Raw genomic sequence first — 23,869 nt, 5'->3', positions numbered from 1 at the left:
ATTCTGGGCACACGGTGGCTGTTACTTCTGGCGGTGGTGTGGTGTTGACTGTTTTGTAGGGTTTTTGTAGCTCTTTCCTGCGGGGTACGGCTGGGCTTCCCGGTTTGGTTGGGTTCGCTGGTTTGTGGGTGGGGTCGGCTTGACCTGGGAACCCCTTGCGCGTGCCCCTGGGCCTCACAGGGGCACGGGTGGTGAACCCGGCCCTCGCGCGAGCGTATGGCACGCGCACCCCAGGTAAAGCCTCGGTTTGTTGTGCGCCTTGCGTTTCGTGGAGGTTGCGTTTTTCGGGCGGTGGGGCGCCTGGGAATTCATTCTTTAGAGCCATGATCGTTTCGAATTCAGGAGTAATATTGAGGTATGACCCTCGATGAACTGTTGGTCGAGGTTGAGGCGAAACATGCTGCTCTTTGTCATGCGAAAGCGGAACTCGCCACGGCCTTGATCGAATTCCAGAACGCTGCTGATGATCGTGATTACCGGTATGTGCAGAATGAGGTCGCCTCCTCCCTGCACATCTCCCGACGCGCGGCGGATCGCATCCTGTCCAACGCCGCCGAGCTGACCGAACGCCCGTTGGTGCTCGCGGCTCTGTCGGCGGGGGTGATCGATGAGGGCAAAGCCCGCCTCATCGTCGACCAAGTCAGCGTCCTGAAGGAGCCGCAAGCCTCGATCGCGGAGGCGGATCTGTTGGCCTACGCGCCGACCCGTACCTACACCTCGGCGCGGCGCCGTGCTCAGACGTTGATCCACAAGCTCGACCCCAAGGCGGCCGAGCGTCGTCACGAGGAGAAGCGCAAGGAGCGGTTGGTGTGGAAGACCAACCTCGATGACGGCATGGCCGAACTCCGGATGGCCTTCACCGCCCACGACACCGCGATGGTCTACGACCACATCGACCGCATCGCGAAGTCCCTGCCGAAGGACGACCGAACTCTGGACCAGAAGCGCGCGGATGTCGCACGGGATCTGTTGCTAGGCCTGGACACCCCGGCGCCGCAGGGGCAGACGATGGTCTACCTCACGATGCCCGTGACCGCCCTGCTCGGGATGACCGACGACCCCGGCATGTTGGCGGGATACGGGCCGATCCCGACGAGCGTCGCTCAGGACATCGCCGCCGGTGGCATCTGGAAGCGGATCTTGACCGACCCCGCCACCGGCATGGCAGAAGAGGTCAGCGACACCTACCGGCCGTCGGCGAAGCAGCGGGAGTTGATCAACGCCCGCTACCCGAGGTGCACGGCGATCGGGTGTCAGCAACCTGCTCAGCGCTGCGATGTGGATCATTGCCGCCCCTACGACGGAACCAACACCACGATCCGCAATCTCCGGCCGAAGTGCCGCCATCACCACAACATGAAGACGCACTCCAACTGGCGGTGTGAGAACCGCGACGACGGCAGCCACGTGTGGATCACGCCGAGCGGGCGGGTGCACGAAACGGAACTAGAACCCATCGCGGACCCAGCACCGTTCTAGCCGACGCGCGGGAGCAGTCGGCCGCCGCCGAAGGCGTAGTCGGCGGGGCCGTTGTCGCCGACGAACACGTAGACCTCGTGCCTGCCGCCCATGCCGGGCTCGACGCTGATGAGGCGGCGCTCGTCCAAGCGCACCATCTTCTTGGTCATCGGCTCGGGCATGGCGAGGCGGGTCTCCTCGGAGACGGCGGACACGCGCGCGGTGGCGGAAACGGGGCCGTCGACGGTGATCTCCAAGCGGAGCGCGGGCGAGCTGTAGGCGCCGGTGACGAGGGAGGCATCGATCGGAGCGGGAGCGGCGGGCGGGGTGAGCCGGGACGGTTGGCGCACCGGGGCCAGGTCGCTGAGCAGGTGGCCGAGCACGGCGTCGGCGAACAAGCCCACGGTGGAACCGCCGTTGGTCAGCAGGGCGACGGAGACACCGGCCTGCGGAACCACGCGCAGGAAGGCGGCCTGGCCGATGGTGCCGCCGTCGTGGCCGAGGACGCGGGCGCCCTCCCAGCCGAACGACGCCCAGCCGAGACCCCAGTGCGTGGCGAAGGAACCGATCTCCGGAACGTCCACAGTGGACGACCAGAGGGTGGTGACGGCCTCTTCGGAGAGCAGTTCGTGGCCGTGCACGTGCGCGGCGCCGAACTGGGCAAGGGAGCGCGCGCTCGTGCAGAGCAGCGAACCGGCGGGGGAGATCGAGGCGGGCAGGTTCCACACCGGAACCGGGGTCTGCCCGAAGTGCCCCACGGCGGTGCGGTGCAGCAGCGCCTCCTCGGGGAGGGTGGCGACATGGCTCAGCTTCAGCGGATCAGCGATGCGCTCGCGCAGCAGCACGTGGAAAGGCTTGCCGCGCAACACCTCCACGAGCCTGCCGAGGAGCACGTAGCCGGAGTTGCTGTAGGAGAAGCCAGAACCGGGCTCGATGACCTGAGTCAGGCCCGGGGCCACGGTGTCGGCGTAGAGCGCGACGGCGTCGTCACCGCGCGAGGTCGGGGTGAGGACGTCGCCGTCGAGGCCGCTGGTGTGGTCGAGGAGCTGGCGGATCGTCACCCGCTCATCGCGCAGCCGCAGGCCGGGCACGTGCCGGGTCACGGGGTCGTCGAGGCCGATCACGCGCTCCTCGACGAGCTGCATGACGAGGGCGGCCGTCCACAGCTTGGTGACCGAGCCGATCTGGAACAGCGAATCGGTCGTCGCGGCGACCCCGGTGCCCTGGTTGAGCACGCCCGCCGCCACGTCGACGACCTCGTCGTCCACCACGACCGCGACGGAGGCGCCGGGCACCCCGTGCTCCTCGATCAGCGACGGCAGGTTTTCGGTCAGCCACGCGTGAATCCGCCTCATGGAGCCACACTAGGGCTTGATCACTGCATGGCGTAGTGCGTGCGCCCCAGCACCAGCCGCGCCGCACCGGCGGCCACCTGGTCGGGGTCGAGGCCGGCGAGCGCGACGACCACGGACTCGCCCTCCTGCTCGTGCAGGGCGCGCGCGACCTCGCGCAGGTAGATCTCCGAACAGTCCCGCAGCGCCCGGCCACCGAGCAACACCACGTCGATGTCCAGCAACGCCACCAGGTCCGCCGCGGCCACTCCGAGCAGCCGGGCGGCACCGGCCAGCTCGCGCGCGGCGTCGGGGTCGCCGTCGCGGGCCGCCGTGCAGATCGCGGTGAAGCGCGCCCCGGCCTCCGGCGTCCACACGGCCGCCTCGTCGGCCGAGCGCGGGCCGCCGCCGATCGTGGCCGGACCGCACAGCGCCTCCACGCAACCCCGCCTGCCACAGGCGCACAACGGCCCGTCGACGCTGAGCGTGGTGTGCCCGAACTCGCCCGCGTTGGTCCGCGCGCCGCGGTGCACGCGCCCGCCGAGCAGCAGGCCCGCTCCGATGCCGGTGCCCACGTAGACCAGCGCCGCGTCGTTGAGCGTGTCGCCGCGATCCCAGTTCTCCGCCAGGATCGCGGTGTTGGTGTCCTTGTCCACCAGCACGGGCAGCCCGGTGCGCTCGGCAGCCAGCTCGGCGAGCGGGACCTTGTCCCAGCCCGGCAGGTGCGTCGCGCCGAGCACCGTCCCGCTGGCGTGGTCCAGCGGTCCGGGCAGGCCGATGCCGAGGCCGGTGATCTCGGCGGGGGAGTGCTCGGCCACCATCTCGGCGACCATGTCCCCGAGCATGGCCACGGCCGTCGCGGGCTCAAGCGGGGTCCGCTCGTAGGTGCGCGCGCGGCTCGCCACGACCTCGCCGGTCAGCTCCACCAGCACCAGGCGCAGCTCGTCGCGGTCGATGTGCGCGCCGAGCGCGTGCCGGGCCGGGCCGACCAGGCGCAGCATCGTCCTGGGCTTGCCGCGGCCGTTGACCTCGCGGCGCGCCTCGTGCACCAGGCCCTCGGCCAGCAACCGTGCGATGATCTTGGAGATGGCCTGCCCGGTGAGCCCGGTGCGCTCGGCGACCTGGACCCTGCTCAACTCCCCGCTGCGCCGGACCAGCGAGAGCACGAGGGCGGCGTTGTGGTCGCGGACCACGTCGAGGTTCACACCAGCGGGCACCGGGACGATCCTACTGGGCCGCGCGAATTTTACACAACGGTGTTGCTAAAATGGGGTCATGCACTCCGAGATCCGCGTCGGCCTGCTCGGCTACGGCATCGCGGGCGCCGTCTTCCACGCGCCGCTGATCGCCGCAACACCGGGGCTCGCCCTCACCTCCGTCGTCACCACCGACCCGGCCAAGCGCGAACGGCTGCGGCGCGAGCACCCGGGCGCGGTCGCGCTCGACTCCGCCGAGCGGCTCTTCGCCTCCGGCGAGCACGACCTGGTCGTGGTGGCCACGCCGAACCGCACGCACGTCGAGCTGGCCACCGCCGCGCTGGAGCACGGGTTGCCGGTGGTCGTGGACAAGCCGTTCGCCCCGTCCTCGACGCAGGCGCGCGAGCTGGCCGCGCTCGCCGACAAGCGCGGTCTGCCGCTGACGGTGTTCCAGAACCGGCGGTGGGACGGCGACTTCCGCACGGTCCGCCAGCTCGTCGAGAGCGGCGAGCTCGGCCGCGTCTCGCGCTTCGAGTCGCGCTTCGACCGTTGGGTGCCCACACCGAAGCAGGGGTGGCGCGAGCACGCCGGAGCGGAGGAGGCGGGCGGAGTGCTCTTCGACCTCGGCGCGCACCTCGTCGACCAGGCGCTGCAGCTGTTCGGGCCGGTGCGCTCGGTGTACGCGGAGGTCTCGCGGCTGCGCGCCGGTGTGCAGGTCGACGACGACTTTTTCGTTGCGCTGCACCATGTTTCGGGTGTGCGGTCGCACCTGTGGTCAAGCTCGCTCGCAGCTCAGCGCGGTGCGCGCTTCCGCGTTCTCGGCGATCGCGCCGCCTACGTGAAGCACGGCCTCGACGGGCAGGAAGCCGCGCTGAAGGCGGGCGCGCGGCCGGGTTCGCCGGACTGGGGCGTGGAGCCCGAGGACCGCTGGGGAACGCTCGGCCTCGAGGGCTCGGAGCAGCGCTTGGAGACCGAACTCGGCGCCTACGAGAACTTCTACCGGGGGGTGGTCGCGTCCGTGCGGGACGGAGCGCCGGTGCCGGTCGCGCCGGCGGAAGCCATCGCCGCGCTGGAGATCATCGAGGCGGCGAGGCTGTCCGCTGGCTGCGGGCGCGTGGTCGAACTGGACGCCATGCCGTAGTGGTCGGGCTGTGATCACCACGCGGCGCGGCTGTCCGGTGGACGCTACGCGGTGACCAGGCGTGGGCCGAGCAGCTTGGTGAAGCCCCGCTCCAGGTCCTCGCGGTGGCGGCGCATGCCGAAGCGCGAGTAGCGGAACTCGATGCCGTCGACCATGCGCACCGTGATCACCACGCGGCGCCAGTGGTGGCTCGCGCGCGCCCCCGCGACGGCGCCAGCGGGCAGCACGAGCAGCGGCGCGGCGTCCGGTGAGGGGCGGGGGCTGTCGAAGAAGCGCTTGCGCCCGCCGCGCGTGGCCAGGCCGAACATCACCCCGAGGAACGCGACGAACTCGGCGATGACGGAGAACACGCCGTAGAGGAGGAAACCGGCCAGCAGCAGAGCGCCGGGGAGCGCGAAGGCGAAGGAGACCTCCTTCGGGGCTCCCGCGAGGTGCGGGATGACGCCGAGCCACGCGAACAGCAGGCTCACGCCGAAGCTCCACCAGAACCACTTCGTCAGGTCGACCTTGGTCACCGGGCTCGGCCGCAGTTCCCATCCCGTCGGTGTGAACGTGACCATCACCCGGCCATGCCGTCCCGCGCGCACCGCCGTCACCGCAGGCCCCCACGCCATCGTCATGCGGCGGACCTTAGACAACGGCGGTGTCTGTCCGCTAAACGGGTTACACCAGTCTTGAACCGAGGAGGTTCGCGAACGCGCTCTCCAAAGCTCGGCCGCGCCGCGAGTAGTGGAACTCGGTGCCATCGCACGTGCGAACGGTGATCGTGCCGCCGCTGGCTCGCGCGGTCTCCACGGCGCTCGCCTGGACCACGAGCAGCGGCGTGGTCCCGGGCCTGGCGGAGCGGCCGAGACCGAGCGCCCGCAGACCGAAAGCGGATGCCAGGGCGACAAGCGCGGTCGCGGCAGAGCAGAGCAGCGCGAACAGCATCAGCACGCCGACGACGAAGTAGGCGTTGCCGTCGCTGCCCGGGGCGCGCAGGAGTGGTGGGGCGATGGCCGTCCACGCGATCGCGAGGACCATGCCGGAGCACCACCACCAGAACCGCCGCCGTAACCGCAGCACTGCGTCCGGTGTCGGGTGCACTTCCCAGCTGGTCGGTGTGAACACGAGGGCCACCAAGCCGTGACCCTCGGCGCGCACTCGCGTGAGCGTCATGGGGGCGGACCCTAGACACCGGTCACACCTGTCACCTCAAAGGGCGACATCGTAGGTAGGTTAGCCTCACCTAATAGTCGGAGGTGGTTGTGGTGCGGAGGCTCGTCGGCCTGGCGCTGGCCGTCGGACTGCTCGCGGGGTGCGCCCCGAGCGGAACGAAGCAGCAGGGAACCGCCTGGTCCTATGTGGACGATCGCGGGATCACCGTCACCGCACCGGAAAGACCGCAGCGCGTGGTCGCGCAGGTCTCCGCGGCGGGCGCGCTCAAGGACTTCGGGGTGAAGGTCGTCGGCACCTTCGGCCCGCTGCGCACCGGCTCCGGCGGGGTCGAGCCCGAGGCGGGCAGCATCGACCCGGACGCGGTCACCGACGTCACCGGGCCGGGGTACGGCGAGGTCCGGATCGAGACGCTCACCTCGCTGCGGCCGCAGCTCGTGGTCAGCGGGAAGTACAAGGAGTTCGCCGGGCTCTGGCACCTCACCGAGGAGCAGGAGAAGGTCGTCAAGCCGGTCGCGCCGACCCTCGGCGTCGCGCAGTCCGGGATCGCGCTGCCGGAGAGCATCCGCCGGTACAAGGACCTCGCCCGCGCGCTCGGCGGTGATGTGGACTCCGCGCGGGTGAAGGCCGATGAGGAGCGGTTCACCGCTGCGGCACAACGACTTCGCGCGCTCGGCGACGGATGCGGGCCGCTGGCAGGACGATCCTCGCCGTGGGCGGGGTGCAGGACGAGTACTTCGTCGTCGTGCCCGCGCGCAACCCCGACCTCGACTACTACGTGAAGGAACTGGGGCTGCCGATCACCACGCCGAAGAACCCGGACACCGCCGGTGGCGGGTACTTCGAGCGGCTGTCGTGGGAGAACGCGGGCGCGTACAAGGCGGACGTGCTCATGTGGGACACGCGCCCGGCTTCGTTCACCCCCGACCGGATGAAGCGCAACGCCGTCTTCGCCGCCCTGCCCGCCGCCGCCGCGAACCGCTTCGCCGGGTGGGACGCGGTCGCGCCGATGAGCCACGCCAGCTACGCGAAGATCATGAACAAGCTGGCCGACGAGATCGCTGCCGCGCTCTAGGCCAGGAGGTCCATCAGCGCGTCGGCGCGTTCGGTGCGGTTGATCCGGACGGAGCGCCCGACGCGCTCGCGGTGGATCAGCGCCGCGTCCTCAAGGCGCTCGCAGTGGTAGGTCGTCGTGCTCGGACCGCAGCCGCCGATGGTGGCCAGCTCGCCCATCGTCAACGGCCGGTCCAACGCGCGCAGCAGCGTCGCGCGCACCGGGCCGACGACCGCGCTCAGGCCGTCGGTGGTGTTCGCCGAGGAGGCGTCGAACAGCTGCCCGACCCCGCGCGCCGGGTAGGCCAGCCATCCCGCGTCGCCCTCGACGCCGAGCGCGCCCGCGCGGTGCCCGGAGAGCATCGGCGCCAGCACGAGCTCGCGGCCCGGCACGTGCAGCGAAGTCGGCTCCGGATCTGGCAGTTCGAGCACTCCGTCGCGCAGCCTCGCCGACGGCAACAGCGTGCTCAGCAACGGCTCCACCGCGCCGTGCACCACCGCCAGCCCCACGCGTTCCGCCTCGCGCCGCATCACCGCTTCGCCACGCCGCCACAGTGGAGCGAACACCCGCCATGACACGGCGAGCACGCCGACGTAGCTGTCCAGCCACCGCCGGGGGTTCAGCGCCGCTGAGCGCCACCGCACCGGCGGGGTGCCACCGTCGAAGATCTCCTCCAGCTGGGCGAGCAGCAGCGCGGGATCGGTGGCGCGCAAGCGTTCCAGCTGCACCGGGACCGGCTCCGGGGCGTGCGTGGGAGCGGGCAGCAAGCAACTGGGGAGGACGCTGTGCTGCCCGCTGGTCAGGGGCGCGAGCGCGTGCTGGCTGCCCGGCGGGGCTGCCAGCCGCAGCGCCGAGCGCCACGACTCGGGGGCCCCGCGGCGCCGTCCGCCGATCGCGTCGAGTGCCAGCGAGAGGGCCGTGGTCAGCGGCGCGTAGCCGAGCCGCACGCGCAGCCCGCCGACGTCACCGAGGTCGAACCGGGTCACGTTGATGGCCTGTGCGGTGAGCATGTCCTCACCGTGGCAGCGCGGTGGGGGCGCCGTATCGACCGACCGGTTGACACGGCTGTACGTCGCTCAGTCCAGCAACGCGCCACTTCCCGGCGGAGTGAACAGCAGCGCCACGGTGGCCCGTGCGGCCTCGGCGATCCGCGGCCAGTCCGGGTGCCCGAGGTAGTCGGTGTCCTGATCGGCGGTGATCCCCCGAATCAGGTCGAGCAGCCGTCGCACCGACTCGACCTCGGCTTCGTCGCGCCAAACCCGGCCCACCGCCATGTCACTTCGCGACAGCAGTTGGAGGCTGCTGGCAACGACTCGCGAAGCCGTTCTCGGTTCGGTCATCTCGCTCACGACCGCGAGCCGCTCAGCGATGTCCGCGCGCCGCGTTTGGTACTGCACACCGGACTGCATGACGCTGACGCGGTTCCAGTACTCGGCGATCCGCTCAGCCCTGTCCTTGTCCAGCCAGTCGCTGCCCAGTTCTCGCAGCACGCGCGCGTTGTACACCCCGCGCACGCGGAAGTTGGTGAGGTGCCTGCGCTCCACCACCAGCCTGATCAGCCCACGGGCTCCGCGATGCCGTCCGAGCACTTCGATCCGATCTCCGGCGTAACCCCAGAACGGCGACACCAGCCACAGCTTCGTGCCCGGCGAGAAGTGCTTCAGCCCCCGCTGCACTTCGCTGGCCTCGGGCCCGTGCGTCGTCACCTCCGCGACGTTCGCGACCACGCACCATCTCGGCTCAGCCTGTTCGTCCACGCACGCCAGTGTTCACGGATTTCCGGCAGACTGGGCACATGGTGTTCAACCTCCCCGGCCCCCGGACAGTGTTCGACTGGGCTGTGCAGACGACGACGACCGTGGTGTCGATACCCGGCCGGGTGCTCAACCTGCTCACGGCCGGGGAGGACGTGGTGCGGCGGGCGAACGAGCTCGTCGAGCGGACGGACGCGGTGATCACGTCCTCCGAGGAGGCGGTGGAGCACGCGCGCAGGGTGACGGCCGCTGTCGACGAGATCCTGGCGACGACGAAGCCGATGCTGCGCTTCGTCACCGAGCTGTCAGCGCACGAGATCGAGGCGGCGATCAAGCTGGTCGACGAGCTGCCGAAGCTCGCGGAGCACCTGATCACCGACATCATGCCGATCCTGGGCACGCTCGACCGCGTCGGCCCGGACATACACGAACTGCTCGACGTCACCAAGGACGTGCGCAAGGCGATCCTGGGCATCCCGGGCTTCTCCTACCTCCGCAAGCGCGGCGAGGACAAGGAGCTCGAAGCCTAGGTCCAGAGCGGGCGCGCGGCGGAGAGGTGCGCCAGGTACCGCTCGTAGCCCTCGCGGTAGCGCGCGACGTCCTGGCCCGGCTCGATGATCCGCTCGGAGCCGGTCCAGGACTCCGCGTCGTGCTCAAGCCCGAGCGCGCCGAAGGCATTCACGACGACTCCGCGCGCACCCACCTCGGAGCACCGGGGCAGCCGCAACGGCCGGTCGAGGACGTCGGCGAAGACCTGCAACCACTCCGGGCTTCGCGCGCCACCACCGGCGACCGCGAGCGAGCCGGTCAGCCCGGCGGCTTCGAGGCAGTGCCGCGCGGCGTAAGCGATGCCTTCGCACACGGCGCGCACGAGGTCGGCCCGCGAGGAACGCAAGGTCAGGCCGGTGAACTGGCCGCGCGCGGACGGGTCGACGAACGGGGCGCGCTCGCCGGAGGGCGAGAAGTACGGCAGGACCGAGACGCCATTAGCTCCCGGAGGGGACTCGGCGAGCAGCGCGGGCACGTCGCTCGTGGTCGCTCCGATCATGCGCAGCACCCAGTCCAGCGACGCGGTGCCGACCATCGCGGGCATCGCGCGCAGCCACGAGCCGGGCACGCCGGTGGCCAGGGTGAGCCCGGCGGGGTGCCCGGAGGTGTCGGGGGAGTCGGTGATCACCTGACACGCCAAGGTGGTTCCGATGATCACCATGCCGTCGCCGGGGGAGACCACGCCGGAGCCGTGCGCGCACGCGGGCAGGTCGTAGGGCCCGGAGACGATCGGAGTTCCTTGCGCGAGAACGGTGTCCGCCGAGCGCAGCTCGCCGACCGGTTGCCTGGCGTGGATCGGGGCCAGCAGGTTCGCCCGGTGGCTGAGCCCGGTCAGCTCCAGCGCTCGGGCGCTGTAGCCGCCGTGCAGGTCCCCGAACGGCATGGTCGTGTCGGAGGCGTCGGTCGCCCGCAGGCCCGTGAGGTGCTGCAACACGATGTCCTTGCAGTACCCCGCCGTCTCGGAGCGGTCGAGCGCCCCCGGCTCATGTCTGTCCAAATAGGACAAGATCGCGGCCGGGCTGCCGGGGAACTGGATGTTGCCGTTGACCCGGAACAACGCCTCCTCGACCCCCGAGGCCGTCCAGTGCCGGACGATCTCGGCCGCGCGACCGTCCATCCAGGACACCGCGGCGCGCGAGGGGCGTCCGTCCACATCGGACAGCCACAGGCCGTCGCCCTGACCGGTGATCGCGACGAACTCCGGCTGGCCGACCCGGGAGACCACCGCGTCGAGCACGGTGGTGACCGAGCGCAGCACCTCGTCGACGTCCTGCTCCGTCTGCCCGGGCGCGGGGTGGAGCAGCTTGGTCTGCGCGGACTCGCTGTCCAGCTGCGCGCCGTCCGGGCCGAACGCGACGGCCTTGGTGACGGACGTGCCGACATCAACTCCGACGTACATCGCGCACCTCCGGGTTCGAGCAGTTGGCCAGGTCCTCGCCGCGCGCGAACCGGCCGACCTCGGCGGCCACGATGCGCGCAGCCTTCTCCGCGACCGCCTTCGAAGCACCAGCGATGTGCGGGGTCATCACCACGTTCGGCGCGCTGAGCAACGGATCTCCCGCCGGGAGCGGCTCCACCGCGTACGTGTCGAACGCCGCTCCGGCAAGGTGTCCGTCGCGCAGCGCCTCCACGACCGCCGAGTAGTCCAGCAACGCGCCGCGCGCGGCATTGACCACATAGGACCCTCGCGGCAGCATCGACAGCTCGCGCATGCCGATCAGCCCCTCGGTCTCCTCCGTGACCCGCGCGTGCAGCGTGAGAATTCGGCTGCGCATCAACAGGTCGTCGAGGTCGTGCACCAGGCCCGGCAGCTCCGGATCTGCGTAGGGGTCGTACACCATGACCTCGGCGCCGAAAGCGGTGAGCACCTTCGCGACCCGGCTGCCGATCGCGCCGTAGCCGACGAGGCCGACCGGAGTGCCTTCCAGCTCAGGACCGCAGCGCTCGTAGCGGTAGTAGTCACCGCGCCACTCGCCGTTCGCGGTGTGCGCGTGCGTCTCCGGGACTCTGCGCAGCACCGACAGCATGAGCGCGATCGTCATCTCCGCGGTCGCCGTCGCGTTGCGGCCGGGCGCGAAGCAGACCGCGACACCGGCTTCGGTGGCCGCCGGGATGTTGACGTTGATCGGGCCACCCCTGCTGACCGCGACCAGCTTCAGGCCCGGGCACTCGCGCAGCACGCGCTCGGTCACCGCGCCCATCTGCGTCACCAGCACGTCGTGCCCGCGCAGCGCGGCGATCATCTCGTCCTCGGTCCCGGTCGCCTCGTCCACCTCGGCCACCCGGCCGAAGGGCACGTCCGGCCACGGGAAGTCCACTGTGGACACATCGGCGTCCGGGACCTCGGCCAGCACGGCGCTCTTCAGCAACGAGCTGAGCACGAAGTTGTCGCCCGCCGCCAGAACACGAAGGGTCATGGGGTCAGCCTCCCGGTGATGTACTCGCGTGCGTCGTCGTGGGTGGCCGCGACGTGCACGGCCAGCGCGAGCGCGTCCGGCTTCGGCGGGTACGCCGCGTTGGGCAGCGCCACCAGCGTCAGCCCGGCGGCGCTCGCGGAGCGCATCCCGTTGCTGGAGTCCTCGATCCCCATGCACCGCAAGGGATCGACGCCGAGCCGCCGCGCGGCCTCCAGGTACACGTCCGGGGCGGGCTTGCCCAGCGGGACCTCCTCGCTGGAGCACACCGCGCCGAAGCGGTCGGCCAGCCCGTGCTCGGCCAGCACCGCCTCGATCACCACCCGAGCCGCCGAGGAGGCGACCGCGACCGGCACCAGGCCGGAGACCGCGCGCACCAGCTCCGCCGCGCCGGGCATCAACGGCACCGAGCCGCCGAGCACCTTGTCCACCATGAACTTCACGCACTCCGCGCGAACGGTCTCGGCCTCCTCCGGCACCCCCGCCCGCGCCGCGACGTAAGCCGACCACTCCGGCGCGCTCATGCCCTGCACCGTCGAGGTGTCCTCCGCCGTCCACGCGTACCCGCGCTCGGCGGCGCTGACCGTCCAGCTCCGCTCCCACAGGTGCTCGGACTCGACGATCACGCCGTCCATGTCGAAGAGCACGCCCTCGAAGCCGTTCACGCCCGCGCCACCTCCACCGCGATCCCGCGCTCGCGGAGATCCGCCAGCTGCTCCTCGGAGATCCCCTCATCGACGATCACCAGGTCGAAAGAATCCAGCGGTACAACGCGATGCAGCGCGACGCGGCCGAGCTTCCCGCTGTCCAGCAACAGGAAACGCCGCGCGGCGGCGGCGAGCATCGCGCGCTTGACCGAGACGATGTGCTGTTCCTGGTGGTACGCGAGCCCTTCGGCGGCGGCCGAGGTGGAGACGAACACCGCGTCCACGCGAAGCGCCTCGATCGCCTCCACGCAGCCCACCCCGAGGAACGAGTCGTGGTTGGGGTCGTAGTCCCCGCCCAGCGCGGTCAACGAGATCCCCTGCGTCCCAGCGAGCGTCTTCAACCCCGTCAGGAAGTTCGTGACCACGCGCAACGGAGTGATGCCGTCGAGCAGTTTCGCCAGCTCCAGCACGGAAGTGGAGTCGTCCAGCATGATCGACGTGCCGGGCTCCACGAGCCGCCGCGCCGCCCGCGCGATGGCCTGCTTCTGCGTGGTCATGGCCTGCTGGCGGAAGAGCACTGTGCTTTCGAAGACGCCGGACGGCTGCGTGGTGACACCACCGCGGAACTTGCGCACGAGGCCGCGCCGCTCCAGCTCGTCGAGATCGCGGTGCATCGTCATCAGGCTCACGTCGAAGCGCTCAGCGAGGTCCTGCGCGGTCGCCGTGCCTTCGCTGAGCAGCAGCGCGGTCAGTTCGTCCAGCCGCTCCTCGCGGCGCCGAGACAGGTTCTGCTCGCTCATGCCGCGAGCCGTTCGTTCAACGACAGCAAGGAGAACTCGCCGTCGCGGACACGGAGCCGCGCGCCACGGCAGTTCGCGATCACCGGGAACGCCCTGCGGTAGCGGGCCAGCGGGATGCCGAGCACTTCGCACAGCGCCAGCCGCAGCGCCGTGCTGTGCGCGACGACCAGCACGCGCCCGTCATGCTCCTTGACGGCAGCCGTCAAGCCGTCAAGGAAGCGCTTCGCCGCGGCTTCCGGGTGCTCGCCGCCGGGCAGGTGGTTGGCGACCGGATCGGCCTCGAAGCGCTCGCGCACGTCGGCGGGCATCTCCGCGGCGGTGAGCCCGTCGCAGTCGCCGAAGTCCAGCTCCAGCAACCGCGCGTCCACCACCGGCGTCAGCCCGGTCCGGCCGCTGACCGCCTCCGCCGTGATCACCGCGCGGCTCAGCGTCGAGCAGTGCACGGCCGCGAGATCCGCGCCCTCGGCCCAACCCGCCAGCTCCGCCGCCTGCTCCCGGCCGCGCTCGGTCAGCGCGACGTCCGAGCGTCCCGCGTAGCGATTGTCCTTGTGCCACAAGGTTTCCCCGTGTCGCACCACGATGAGCTCAGTCATCGAGCAGGCTCCTCCTCAGCCGCTGATACCCCGGTTCGAGGGTCGAGCCGACACGCGCGTCCGGCTCGAACACCCGTGCCACGCGCACCATGTCGCGCGCTGCCTCCGTCGAGGTCCTCTTCGTGGCGCTCGCGGCGGCCAGCACCGCCATGCCGAACGCGGGCTGGGCTACCTCGGGCAGCTCCAGGCTCCGGCCGAGCACGTCCGCGCGCAGCTGCGTCCACGCCGCGCTGCGCACCGCTCCACCGGTCACCCGGATCGTGTCGCCGACCGGCGCGCCGAGCCCCGCGACGTGCTCGAAGCACAACCGCTCCACGAACGCGACACCCTGGAGGACCGCCGCGTAGCGCTCCAGCTCATCGCGCGGCTCGCCGAGCGTGAACCCCTCCGCGTCCGGCCGTACGAACGGGAACCGCTCACCCCGTCCGGCCAGCGGGTAGCTCACACAGCCCAAAGCCTCGCGCAGCGGCGCCCTCGCGTCCAGCTCCGCCAAGTCCTGTCCGGGAAACTCGCTGCCCAGCACGCCCGCGCCGATGCTCGACGCGCCGCCAGGCCACCAGTGCCCGTCGGGGGAGAGGTGGCTGTAGACGCTGCCGTCCGGGTCGGCGATCCGTCGCTCGGTGACCCCCTTGACCACCAGGGTCGTGCCCAGCACGGAGTTCCAGCTGCCCACGTCGAGCGCTCCGGTCGCCAGCTGCGCCGCGCACCCGTCCGTCATCCCGGCGATGATCGGCGTGCCCACCGGCAGTCCGGTGTGCTCCGCGGCCTCTGCGCACACCTCGCCGAGCACCGCGCCCGGCTTGGTCAGCTCCGGCAGCGGCCCCAGCGCCCCGAGGACGTCCTCCGGCCAGGTCTGGGTGACCGGATCGGCCCCCGACTTCAGCGCGTGGCTCGTGTCCGCCGCGACCGCGCGCCCGGCCAGGCGTCCGGTGACGAAGTCCGCTTGGTGCAACACGGTTCCATCGGGAACTCGGTCTCGCAGCCACGCGATCCGCCCCAGCGCCCATGACGGCTGCGGGCGCACCGCGAGGCGTTCCCAGACCTTGGCGTCGATCTTGTCCAGCACGTCGTGGTCCCGTGCGCGGAGGTCGTCGTACATCAACGCCGGCGACGTCGGCCGCAACTTGTCGTCCGTGAGCACCACGGTGCCCGAGGTCGCGCACGTCGACACAGCCAGCACCGGCCACTTGGGCGCTCTGTCCAACGCTGTGTCCAGAGCCGAGCGCACCGCCGTGCCGACCGCGCTCCACCACTGCTCGGCGTCCTGCTCGTGCCGGTCGCCCTCGCGGTGGCTCGCCAGCGGCGCGTGCCCCTGCCCGAGCACGTGCCCGCCGAGGTCGCTGACCACGGCCCGCACGCCCTGCGTACCCAGGTCGACGCCGACCACCAGCTCACCCACGACCCACCTCCAAGTTGAGGCCCTGGATGTTAACTTAACACCTCCCGATATCAGGTTGGGCGGCCGCATCCGGCCCGCCGAATGGTGGTCAAGCCTTCGAGTGCGCCGCCTCGTTCGTCTTCGCCGAGGTGTCCTCCACTCGCGTCACTGGTGTTCAGGCGCCGCGCACGCGATTCCCCGCCTGGCGATCCAGACAGCTGATGCAGCCGTTTTCGCTGTTCGGCGGCATCAGAGCGGCATTTTCAACGATCTTCGTCGTCCGTAGCGCCCGCCGCGCGTCGACGAGGGGGAGACCGTGAGGATTCGTTCTGCGCTGACCGCGAGCGCCCCGGCGCTCTGCATGATCGGGGTCCGGCGGCCACCGCTCAGACACCGGCCCAGAAGCCACCTGCTCCGCGCGGTGACGGTGGGACCCGGTCCGCGCTGGGCCGGGCCACCGCACCGGTGCTCAGCCCTGCGGCTGGGAGATGTTGAACATCCACGGGATGCCGAAGCGGTCCTCGCAGGCGCCGTACTCGTCGCCCCACATCTGCTTCTCCAGAGGGGTCTCCACGGTACCGCCCTCGATGAGCTTGTCCCAGTAGCCGTGCAGCGTCTCCGCGTCGTCGCCGTTGACGCAGACGGTGATGCTGCTGCCCTTCCGGTGCTCCATCCCGGGCGGGGTGTCCGCGCCCATGAGAGCGAAGCCCGCGTCCGTCGTCAGCAGGCTGTGCATGACGAGGTCGGCGCTCTCGGTCATGCCGAACTCGCCGAAGGTGTTCACCGCCAGTTCGCCGCCGAAGACCTCGCGGTAGAACTCCATGGCCTGGCGGGCGTTGTCGGTGAAGCTGAGGTAGGGGTTGAGGCGAGAAGTCACGGCGTTCCTCCTGGCTCGGGGTCGGAGCCGCATCGTCGCACCACCCCCCGACAGCCGCGACCGGACCGAAACGCTCTCGTTGTGATCGCCCGCGCGTCAGGGAGGCGGGAGCAATCTCCAGTGCTGCAACCAGTTGGTGGAACAAGCGGCGAGCGCCAGCGGTGTGCCCGCGCCGTTCGAACCGGCCTGTTGCAGGCAGCGCTCGGGATCGGTCGCGGAGTGCAGGCGGGCCCATTGGAGGGTCCCGTCGTTCCAGTGCGGTTCCTCGACCCACTGCTGCGCGGGCAGCGCGTCCCCGCACGGCTGCCACACGATGTCCGGGCCACCGGCCGCGGTGAGGCACAGCGGGCCGTTCGAAGTCTTGGCGCGCAACGTCATCAGGCAGGTCTTGTGCTCCGCGTGCGGCTGGGCGAGCTGGTACCGCACGTCGATCTCCGTCGAGCCGCGCTGCATCCCCATCCGGGGTCGGTCCTGGTTGTTGACGAGCATGCTGCTGTGGTGGTTGAGCACGCTGAAACCGGGACCGCCGTTCAGGCAAGGGCTGTTCTGCGACAACAGATCGGCGCTCGCGTCGCGGCTGCCACCGCCCGACATCAGGTGGACGCCCACGCCGAGCACCAGCAGGACCACGACGGCGGCGGCTCCGATGAGGACGGCGGTCCTGCGCCGCGTCGGCCGCGCGGCGCACCTGCCCGCATGGTGCCGAACGCGCGCACAGGCGGCGTTCCACGCGGTCAGCTCACCCTTGTCGACCGACAGCAGCGACATCAGCGCGGACCACTGCTCCGGTGAGGGGAGTTCGCGGCCGCGGAGGACGTCCTCGAACCACGCCGGACTCTTCCCGAGCTCCGTGGCCACCCAGGAGCGCTCGCGACCGGAGGTGATCACCAGCCACCGCAGCGCGTCGCCGAGCTCCGCCGGATCGCAGACGAGGTTGAGATCGACGGAGGGCTCCGAGACCTCGGGGGACTGCTCCTCGACCGGGGTGACGCTCGTGCCGAGGGCGACGACTATGGCCGTGCGCGAGGCCAGCCAGCCGGAGACCTGCCGGTCGACCTCCTCGGGGGAGTCGCCTCGGTGTCGCAGGCACGCGCGCACGTACGAGTGGACGAAGTCCTGTCCGGGAAGCGAAGCCGGCCGCTTGTCCGTGGTGAACTCCGACAGCGTCGACGGGTGCAGTCGCGGCCCTTTCGAGTTGCGCAGCGCGCGGATCATCTCGGCCCCGGTCGGATTGCCGACCTCAATCCGAAGATCTTTCAGTCGCCGGCGAAAGTCCAGTGCGAGTCTCGCCGGGGACGGCTGAGCTTCGCCGTCGCCCACTTCTACTCCCTGATGAATCCGTAAAAGCGCCCTGACCTGCGTTCGAGGGCTCGAACGCGATTCGGCGTTCGAGAGCACGGTAGCGCAGACCGTTCACGCCGAATCGATCAGTTGCTCTTCTGTGCTCAGGCGCGGGACCTGCCGTGCCGGAGAACTGCCGGGTCATTGTTCGGCGTCCTCACAGACAACAACGCAGCACGTCGTTGACCCCGATTCGAATAGGACTTTGAACCCTGCCATGACCGCTTTCGAACTCCACTGCGTCAACGCCTGGGAAGCAGCCTTCCTCCGCGAGGAGGTGCGCGGGTACTTCGACCACCGCGTGAGTTTCTCGCCGGGCGCGACCGTGATCGACGCGGGCGCCAACATCGGCGCCTTTTCCGCGGCCGTCCACGAACGGCTCGGCGGCGATGTGCGGATCTACGCCTTTGAACCGCTGCCGCCGCTGTACGCGTTGCTCGAACGCAACGCCCGCGAGTTCTTCACCGGAGGTGTGACCGCGTTCCCCTTCGGACTGGGTTCCAGTGAGCGCGAACTCGACTTCAGCTACTTCCCCGGCGCCACGCTCCTGTCGTCGTCCCTGCGGAACGAGGGAAACGTCGAGGCCGAGCGGCGGCGCATCACCGCCAGCATCGTGGAGATGATCCGCAAGGGTGGGCTGGGTCCGGTGGCGCGGCGGGTGCCCGCGCCCCTGCTGCGCTTCCTCGTCGGGCGCAAGACGCGGGTGATGCGGCGGCTGGAGACCCACCGGGTCCTGGTCCGGTCACTGTCCTCCGTCATCGACGAGCAGGGCATCGACCGCATCGACGTGCTCAAGATCGATGTCGAGGGAGCCGAACTCGACGTGCTGCACGGCATCGAGGAGCGGCACTGGCCGCTGGTGCGGCAGGCCGTCGTCGAGGTCGAGGGCTGGCGCCAGAACCACGACCGGATTCGCGAGGTCTTCACCGCGCGCGGGTTCGACGTCGCGGCCGAGCAGGGAGCGGCCCAGCGCTCCGCCGACATCGGCATGGTGTTCGCGGTCCGCTGAACGTTCGGCGCGACAAGGCCTGCGCCGCAGTGGGACCGCGCGGTGGGCGAGGTGGGCCGCACGCACACGTTGGCATCGCTGGGACACCGAGCCCTGCGCGCCCACCGCGAGCTGCCGCGGTCAACCCTTGCCGCCGGATCGGCCTAACTTGGTATCACTTGGCGCGCGAATGCTGGGAGAGCGTAGGGCGCGTGCCTAGACTCTGGCCCATATGGACAGCAGGGAAGCCGCGAAGCTGGTCAGACGGTCGAAGAGCCGCTGGCGCGATCGCGGCTACCCGGCGTGGGTCCAGCTCGTCGGCGCCGCCGAGGAGCGCTTCCCGAGCGCGCTGGACGCGCTGATCGCCATCGCCCACGACGAGCGCCACCCCTACCAGGCGTGGGCGGGTGAGCTCGTCGCCGACCGCTGGGTCGTCACCAGGGAGTCCTCGCTGCGCAAGGTCGTGCGGCAGTTGCGCGCGCTGGCCACCGACGGCAAACCCCGGCTGATCACCGCCGCGCTGCACGGGCAGCTCCTGGAGGAGTGGCGCAGCGGCGTCGAACTCGTCGAGCTGTTCGAGGATGAGGACGAGGACGTGCGCGCCGGGGTGGTCGAGGCGTGCGCCGCCGCGACCGGGGACCAGCTCTACGCGCTGTGGGCGCTCAGCGAGCACGAGCAGGTGCTCAACGCGTTGCTGCACAACCCCGCCAAGCCCGATCCGCGCCGCGTGCCGCCGCTGTCCTCGATCGCGCTCGGCGCCGACGTCGACCCCGGCGAGCTGCTGGACGCCGCGCTGCACGCCGAACGCGCCATCGGCCGCATCGCGCGGCGGCGCATCCTGTCGACGCCGTCGCTGACCGATCGCCTGTGCGAGGCCGCGATCGGCCACCCGCGCCGGATCGAGTTCCTGATGCGACACGGCCTGCAACCGGAGAAGCCGCTGGAGTGCGCGCTGTACCTGTTGCGCGCCAACCAGATCGAGGCCTACCAGGAGATCGATCCACAAGGGACACTGCTCGCCAGGGCGAAGCTGACCGACGAGCAGGTCAAGCAGATCGGGCTCGCCTTCGCCGACAACGACGAGCAGCGCCGGCTCTGGGAGTTCGCCCGCACCCGCCCGTTCAGCCAGGCGGTCGAGCTGGTGCACCTGGCGGGGCAGTGGCGGCCGGACGGCGACTGGGGGCTGTTCGCCCAGCTCGCCGAGATCGAGACGTTGCAGGTCGTGCACGAGCTGACCGGCTCGCCGGAGCACTGGGCGCTGAGCTACCGCGTCGGCAGCTCGGTGGTGCAGAGCGTGTCCCTCTCGCCAGACGCCACCAGGATCGCGGCGACGGCGGGGTTCCACGCCCCCACCTGGGACCCGCGCTACGGCAGGCAGAAGGAGCAGGGCTCGATCATCGAGCTGGAGGTCTCCTCGGGCAACGAGCTGTCCATGCACACCGTCGAGGCGGGCTTCGCGCACGTGCTGCACCTCGGCCATTCGGTGATCACCGCGGAGAACACCGGCGCCGAGGGCTCTGTGCTGGCGCGGCACATCGGCACCGACCGCGAGATCCTGGCCAAGCACGGCGGCTCGATCGAAGCGCTCGCCCGCTCCCTCAACGGTTTCGTGGCCGTGACCAACACCGGCGAACTGCTCGTCGGGTCCGGAGTGGACGGTGAGGTGCGCCGCGCCGTCCCCGAGGGCGACAGGTTCCGCCCGGCCTCGCTGTCGGTGCACAGCAGAACGGGGCGCTTCGCACTCGGTGGCGCGGAACTGGCGCTGCTGGACGCCGACGCCGAGCTGCTGGCGAGCGCCAAGGACGCGGGCTGGGTCCGCGAGACCGCCTTCGTCGACGCCGACACCCTGCTGACCATGGACGGCGACGGGCACCTCTCGCGCTGGGCCCGTGACGGCGACCGGCTCGTGCGCGGTGACCGGGTGAAGGTGCCGCCGGAGCTGGGCAGCCCGCTCGTCGACCTGCGCGTGGTTCCCGCGCGCGGGCTGCTCGCGGCGATGAGCACCCGCGTCGGCAGCCCGGTGCGGATGGTGCTCTTCGACCTGGCCACGCTGACCCACGCCGAGGGCTTCGAGCTGCCCGGCTGCACCCTCGCGACCTCGGCCGACGGCGAGCACCTGGCGCTGGGCACGGCCTCCGGCCTGGTCTGGTTCTGCGGCATGCCCCCCGCGGGCCTGTTCGAGGTGCTGGCCAAGCCGCTCGGCAAGATCACCGACGCGGACCGCGCGGTCATCGAGGTGGCTCGCGAGAGCGCCTCCCGGCCCGCCGTGCGCCGCGTCCTGGACCTCTTCGCGGAGCTGGTGAGCGCATGACGACGACGGAGTTCCCGCGCACGATCGGCAAGGTCGCCGCGCGCGAGCTGGCCGCCAACGGCTACACGACCTTCGACCAGCTGACGAGGGTCAGCGCGAAGGAGCTGCTGCGCATCCACGGCGTCGGCCCGAAGGCGATCCGCATCCTCGGCGAGGAGCTGGCCGCGCGCGGTCAGTCCTTCGCCGACTGATCACGGGTCGGGCGCGAGGCTGCCGTCCGGCGCGATGTGCTCGAAGATCTGGTCCAGCAGCGTCAGCACGTGCGGGTCGTCCACCGCGTAGAAGTGGTGCCGCCCCTCGCGCCGCGCCGTCACCACCCCCGCCAGCCGCAGCTTGGTCAGGTGCTGGCTGACGGTGGGGATGCTCACGCCGACGCGCTGGGCGAGCGTGCCCACGTCGTAGGTGCCCTGGGCGCACAGCCACACCAGGTGCAGCCGTGGCGGGCTGGACAACAACGCGAAGGTGGCGGCCGCAGCGCTGAGCTGGAGCGGCGTCGGCTCGGGATTTTTCGGCATGGCGAGATTCATTGTTCCCTGCGCCCCAACTCCGGGCTAGCCGCGCCAACATTTTGGTGATTGCGAAAACGTCGAAGCTTGTGCGACCGTCGATGCCGTGAAGGTCCTGCTCCGGTCGCTGTCCCTGTGCGGCGCGCTCGCCACCCCCGCCCTCGTGCTGCGGCTCACCGGCGCCTCGGTGCAGCCCTGGCTCGCGCTGCTGCTGTTCGGCGCCGCCGTGGTGGCCGCGTCGTTCGTGCTCGCGTGGGCGGCCGAAGCGGCTCAGGTCGACATCTCCGGCGGGCTCGCCATCGCCCTGCTCGCGCTCATCGCGGTGCTCCCGGAGTACGTGGTCGACCTCTACTTCGCCTACACCGCCGGCCAGAACCCCGAGTTCGTCGCTTACGCCGCCGCGAACATGACCGGCTCCAACCGCCTGCTCCTCGGCCTCGGCTGGTCGACGGTGGTGCTGATCTCCCTCGTGGTCGCATCGCGCCGCTCGGGTCGGCCGGTCCGCGAGCTCGTCCTCGACCCGTCGCACCGCACCGAGCTCGGCTTCCTCGCCGTGGCTTCGGTGTTCGCGTTCGTTGTCCCGGTCAGCGGCCAGATCACCCTCGTGTTCGGCTTGGCGCTGCTGGGTTTCTTCGGTTTCTACCTCTGGAAGGTCTCCCGTGCCGAGACCGCCGACGAGCCCGACCTGGTCGGCCCCGCCGCGGTGATCGGCGCCCTGCCCGCCGCCGTCCGCCGTCCCCTCGTCGCCGCGCTGTTCGTCTTCGCCGCCGTGGTGATCCTGCTCTGCGCCGAGCCCTTCGCGCACGCCCTCATCGACACCGGCACCCAGCTCGGCGTGGACCGCTTCCTGCTCGTCCAGTGGCTCGCACCGCTGGCATCGGAAGCGCCGGAGTTCATCGTCGCGATCCTGTTCGCCTTGCGCGGCAACGGCTCCGCCGCCATCGGCACGCTGATCTCCAGCAAGGTCAACCAGTGGACCCTGCTCGTCGGCAGCCTCCCGCTGGCCTACCTCATCGGCGGCGGCTCCGGCACCCTCGTCCTCGACGCCCGCCAGGTCGAGGAGTTCCTGCTCACCGCGACCCAGACCCTCCTCGGCGTCTCCGCCCTCCTGGCGCTGCGCTTCCCCCGCTGGGCCGCATGGACCCTGCTCGCGCTCTTCGCCGCGCAGTTCGCCCTGCCCGGCCAGGAGGCCCGCTACGCCCTGTGCGCCATCTACGCCGTCATCGCGATCGCGGCCCTCGTGCGCAACCGCAAGCACATCGTCCCCACGTTCCTCGCCCCGTTCCGCTCCTCGCGCGAGCTGACCAACGTCTAGGGCGCTGGGGCCGAGTGGTTGAGCAGGGCGCGGATCTGCCTCATCGCCGCGGCCTTGGCCTCGGCCGGGTGGGCGCCGGTTCCCCGGACCTCGATGCCCGAGGGAAGGTGGGTCAGCCTGACGGTCGGCGGCTGTCCCGGTCGTCGTGTGCAGTAGAGATCGAGGCGCAGGTCCCCGTCCGGCGGGTCGAGCACGTCCAGGACCTCCGGCACCACCAGCATCCCGCCGTCCTGCCCGGTCTCGTGCTTGAGCGTCGCCCACGGCCCCTCGGCGCCCTCGCGGGCCGTGATGGCCAACGCGGCCGCTGGGCCGGGCCCGCCGCGCAGGTCCTGCACGNNGCTCGCGCGGACAACTGCTCTGCCTCGGCTCGCCACCCCAGCTCGACAGCCGCCGCCAGATCCTCTTCGACCGAGCGCAACTCGACAGCGGCCGCGTGCAGTGGCTTCAGCGCGGCCAGGCAGCGGCGCACTCGACGAGCCCGAAGGTGGTCGCGCAGGATCGCGGGGGCGGCCAGGGAGGACTCAAGGCTGCCGTACTCGGCCAGCACATCCTCGTACGCCATCTCCGCCACAGGGGCCATCGTATCGCCGGACGGCGATCAGACGGTGGTGTCGACCTCCTCGACCACGAGCAGCAACTCGTCGTTGATGGCGAAGTCCGCCTGACAGGCCTTGCCCGTGGGCTGGAGCCATCGCCACCGGGGCAGCGGCCCGACGTTGGACCCCGGCCCTGGGGCGACAGGCCGGTGGTGGCCTCTGCGAGGGCAACGCCGGTCAGGCCGCTGGCGGTGATGGCGGCGGCCAGCTCCTCGGTGACCAGGTAGCAGGGCACGCTCTCCACGAGGGCGTCGCGGCACCGGGTGGTGAAGTGGAGGTCGAGCTGGACGAACTCTTCCGGTGAGCACGTCATGCGGCATCCGCGCAGCCCTGCCGCAACACCCTGTCAGGACCCGACGGCCAGCTTCACGTACTCCTGAGCTACCTCTGCCACCGGAGTCCCGCCCGTTCGCCCCATCCCGGCCAAGGTCTCCGAAACCCACCCCGGGCTCACCACCCCCGCCG

23 protein-coding genes and 1 pseudogene are annotated in these 23,869 nt (G+C 70.8%); 8 read left to right on the top strand and 16 right to left on the bottom strand.

What is annotated here, in order from left to right; all coding sequences use genetic code 11:
* Nucleotides 1–357: 357 nt before the first annotated feature.
* Complete coding sequence (locus CCN37_RS34895; protein WP_086829264.1) at nucleotides 358–1,479, top strand: HNH endonuclease signature motif containing protein; 1,122 nt, start codon at nucleotides 358–360, stop codon at nucleotides 1,477–1,479.
* On the opposite strand, the gene CCN37_RS34890 is transcribed toward CCN37_RS34895, so the two are convergent.
* Both CCN37_RS34890 and CCN37_RS34885 read right to left on the bottom strand, forming a co-directional pair.
* Nucleotides 1,476–2,813 carry a serine hydrolase gene (locus tag CCN37_RS34890; protein ID WP_086829262.1) on the bottom strand — a complete coding sequence of 446 codons (1,338 nt, stop codon included), beginning with the start codon at nucleotides 2,811–2,813 and terminating at the stop codon, nucleotides 1,476–1,478. The two genes, CCN37_RS34895 and CCN37_RS34890, sit on opposite strands and share 4 nt — an antisense overlap.
* 20 nt (nucleotides 2,814–2,833) lie before the next feature.
* Nucleotides 2,834–4,006 carry an ROK family transcriptional regulator gene (locus CCN37_RS34885; RefSeq protein ID WP_210408342.1) on the bottom strand — a complete coding sequence of 391 codons (1,173 nt, stop codon included), beginning with the start codon at nucleotides 4,004–4,006 and terminating at the stop codon, nucleotides 2,834–2,836.
* A 58-nt stretch (nucleotides 4,007–4,064) separates the two neighbouring features.
* Here CCN37_RS34885 and CCN37_RS34880 point away from each other — a divergent pair, with 58 nt between their 5' ends.
* Entirely contained in the window at nucleotides 4,065–5,126 is a 1,062-nt protein-coding gene (locus CCN37_RS34880; RefSeq protein ID WP_086829257.1) for a Gfo/Idh/MocA family oxidoreductase, read from the top strand.
* A 44-nt stretch (nucleotides 5,127–5,170) separates the two neighbouring features.
* Here CCN37_RS34880 and CCN37_RS34875 read toward each other — a convergent pair whose 3' ends face one another.
* Nucleotides 5,171–5,746: a hypothetical protein gene (locus tag CCN37_RS34875; protein ID WP_143261959.1), complete on the bottom strand. Its 576-nt coding sequence runs from the start codon at nucleotides 5,744–5,746 to the stop codon at nucleotides 5,171–5,173.
* A 43-nt stretch (nucleotides 5,747–5,789) separates the two neighbouring features.
* The gene (locus CCN37_RS34870) at nucleotides 5,790–6,284 is read right to left on the bottom strand and encodes a hypothetical protein (protein ID WP_086829253.1); all 495 of its coding nucleotides are present in this window, start codon (nucleotides 6,282–6,284) and stop codon (nucleotides 5,790–5,792) included.
* Nucleotides 6,285–6,367: 83 nt separating this feature from the next.
* On the opposite strand from CCN37_RS34870, the pseudogene CCN37_RS34865 reads away from it, so the two are divergent.
* Nucleotides 6,368–7,356, top strand: a pseudogene (locus CCN37_RS34865) (ABC transporter substrate-binding protein).
* On the opposite strand, the gene CCN37_RS34860 reads toward CCN37_RS34865, so the two are convergent.
* Complete coding sequence (locus CCN37_RS34860; protein WP_086829250.1) at nucleotides 7,353–8,345, bottom strand: helix-turn-helix transcriptional regulator; 993 nt, start codon at nucleotides 8,343–8,345, stop codon at nucleotides 7,353–7,355. The pseudogene CCN37_RS34865 and the gene CCN37_RS34860 sit on opposite strands and share 4 nt — an antisense overlap.
* A gap of 66 nt (nucleotides 8,346–8,411) precedes the next feature.
* Nucleotides 8,412–9,092 (bottom strand): hypothetical protein, encoded by a 681-nt coding sequence (locus CCN37_RS34855; RefSeq protein ID WP_143261958.1) that lies wholly within the window; start codon nucleotides 9,090–9,092, stop codon nucleotides 8,412–8,414.
* Nucleotides 9,093–9,130: 38 nt separating this feature from the next.
* Here CCN37_RS34855 and CCN37_RS34850 point away from each other — a divergent pair, with 38 nt between their 5' ends.
* On the top strand, nucleotides 9,131–9,619 hold the full coding sequence (locus tag CCN37_RS34850) for a hypothetical protein (RefSeq protein WP_086829246.1): 489 nt from the start codon (nucleotides 9,131–9,133) through the stop codon (nucleotides 9,617–9,619).
* On the opposite strand, the gene CCN37_RS34845 is transcribed toward CCN37_RS34850, so the two are convergent.
* The 8 genes from CCN37_RS34845 to CCN37_RS34810 all read right to left on the bottom strand — a co-directional run bounded on the left by CCN37_RS34845 (nucleotide 9,616) and on the right by CCN37_RS34810 (nucleotide 17,562).
* Entirely contained in the window at nucleotides 9,616–11,037 is a 1,422-nt protein-coding gene (locus CCN37_RS34845; RefSeq protein ID WP_086829244.1) for an FGGY-family carbohydrate kinase, read from the bottom strand. The two genes, CCN37_RS34850 and CCN37_RS34845, sit on opposite strands and share 4 nt — an antisense overlap.
* Nucleotides 11,021–12,055 (bottom strand): 2-hydroxyacid dehydrogenase, encoded by a 1,035-nt coding sequence (locus tag CCN37_RS34840; RefSeq protein ID WP_086829242.1) that lies wholly within the window; start codon nucleotides 12,053–12,055, stop codon nucleotides 11,021–11,023. Before CCN37_RS34840 ends, CCN37_RS34845 begins: the two co-directional genes overlap by 17 nt.
* Complete coding sequence (locus tag CCN37_RS34835; protein WP_256388104.1) at nucleotides 12,052–12,717, bottom strand: HAD family phosphatase; 666 nt, start codon at nucleotides 12,715–12,717, stop codon at nucleotides 12,052–12,054. The genes CCN37_RS34840 and CCN37_RS34835 overlap by 4 nt, the downstream gene beginning before the upstream one ends.
* Nucleotides 12,714–13,499, bottom strand: coding sequence for a DeoR/GlpR family DNA-binding transcription regulator (locus CCN37_RS34830; protein ID WP_086829240.1), 786 nt, complete (start codon nucleotides 13,497–13,499; stop codon nucleotides 12,714–12,716). The genes CCN37_RS34835 and CCN37_RS34830 overlap by 4 nt, the downstream gene beginning before the upstream one ends.
* The gene (locus CCN37_RS34825; protein WP_086829238.1) at nucleotides 13,496–14,092 is read right to left on the bottom strand and encodes a histidine phosphatase family protein; all 597 of its coding nucleotides are present in this window, start codon (nucleotides 14,090–14,092) and stop codon (nucleotides 13,496–13,498) included. Before CCN37_RS34825 ends, CCN37_RS34830 begins: the two co-directional genes overlap by 4 nt.
* On the bottom strand, nucleotides 14,085–15,491 hold the full coding sequence (locus CCN37_RS34820; RefSeq protein WP_210408341.1) for an FGGY-family carbohydrate kinase: 1,407 nt from the start codon (nucleotides 15,489–15,491) through the stop codon (nucleotides 14,085–14,087). Before CCN37_RS34820 ends, CCN37_RS34825 begins: the two co-directional genes overlap by 8 nt.
* A 448-nt stretch (nucleotides 15,492–15,939) precedes the next feature.
* Nucleotides 15,940–16,347, bottom strand: a complete 408-nt coding sequence (locus CCN37_RS34815) for a VOC family protein (RefSeq protein ID WP_086829234.1) — start codon at nucleotides 16,345–16,347, stop codon at nucleotides 15,940–15,942.
* Nucleotides 16,348–16,443: 96 nt separating this feature from the next.
* Nucleotides 16,444–17,562 (bottom strand): helix-turn-helix domain-containing protein, encoded by a 1,119-nt coding sequence (locus CCN37_RS34810; protein WP_086829232.1) that lies wholly within the window; start codon nucleotides 17,560–17,562, stop codon nucleotides 16,444–16,446.
* Between the two features lie 343 nt (nucleotides 17,563–17,905).
* Here CCN37_RS34810 and CCN37_RS34805 point away from each other — a divergent pair, with 343 nt between their 5' ends.
* From CCN37_RS34805 to CCN37_RS34795, 3 genes are all read left to right on the top strand, one after another.
* Nucleotides 17,906–18,697 (top strand): FkbM family methyltransferase, encoded by a 792-nt coding sequence (locus tag CCN37_RS34805; protein WP_086829230.1) that lies wholly within the window; start codon nucleotides 17,906–17,908, stop codon nucleotides 18,695–18,697.
* Nucleotides 18,698–18,908: 211 nt separating this feature from the next.
* Entirely contained in the window at nucleotides 18,909–20,987 is a 2,079-nt protein-coding gene (locus CCN37_RS34800) for a hypothetical protein (RefSeq protein ID WP_086829228.1), read from the top strand.
* Nucleotides 20,984–21,178, top strand: a complete 195-nt coding sequence (locus CCN37_RS34795; protein WP_086829226.1) for a helix-hairpin-helix domain-containing protein — start codon at nucleotides 20,984–20,986, stop codon at nucleotides 21,176–21,178. Before CCN37_RS34800 ends, CCN37_RS34795 begins: the two co-directional genes overlap by 4 nt.
* On the opposite strand, the gene CCN37_RS34790 is transcribed toward CCN37_RS34795, so the two are convergent.
* Entirely contained in the window at nucleotides 21,179–21,502 is a 324-nt protein-coding gene (locus CCN37_RS34790) for a helix-turn-helix transcriptional regulator (protein WP_086829224.1), read from the bottom strand. It abuts the gene before it with no gap.
* Between the two features lie 97 nt (nucleotides 21,503–21,599).
* Here CCN37_RS34790 and CCN37_RS34785 point away from each other — a divergent pair, with 97 nt between their 5' ends.
* Nucleotides 21,600–22,808, top strand: a complete 1,209-nt coding sequence (locus CCN37_RS34785; protein WP_086829222.1) for a sodium:proton exchanger — start codon at nucleotides 21,600–21,602, stop codon at nucleotides 22,806–22,808.
* Here CCN37_RS34785 and CCN37_RS34780 read toward each other — a convergent pair.
* Nucleotides 22,805–23,143, bottom strand: coding sequence for a hypothetical protein (locus tag CCN37_RS34780; RefSeq protein WP_086829220.1), 339 nt, complete (start codon nucleotides 23,141–23,143; stop codon nucleotides 22,805–22,807). The genes CCN37_RS34785 and CCN37_RS34780 overlap by 4 nt on opposite strands.
* Between the last annotated feature and the right edge of the window lie 726 nt (nucleotides 23,144–23,869).

Origin of the sequence: Allokutzneria sp. NRRL B-24872 (genome assembly GCF_002155965.1) — a bacterium.
In the GTDB taxonomy this organism is placed as follows: domain Bacteria; phylum Actinomycetota; class Actinomycetes; order Mycobacteriales; family Pseudonocardiaceae; genus Allokutzneria.
This window is presented reverse-complemented; position numbering and strand designations above follow the sequence as displayed.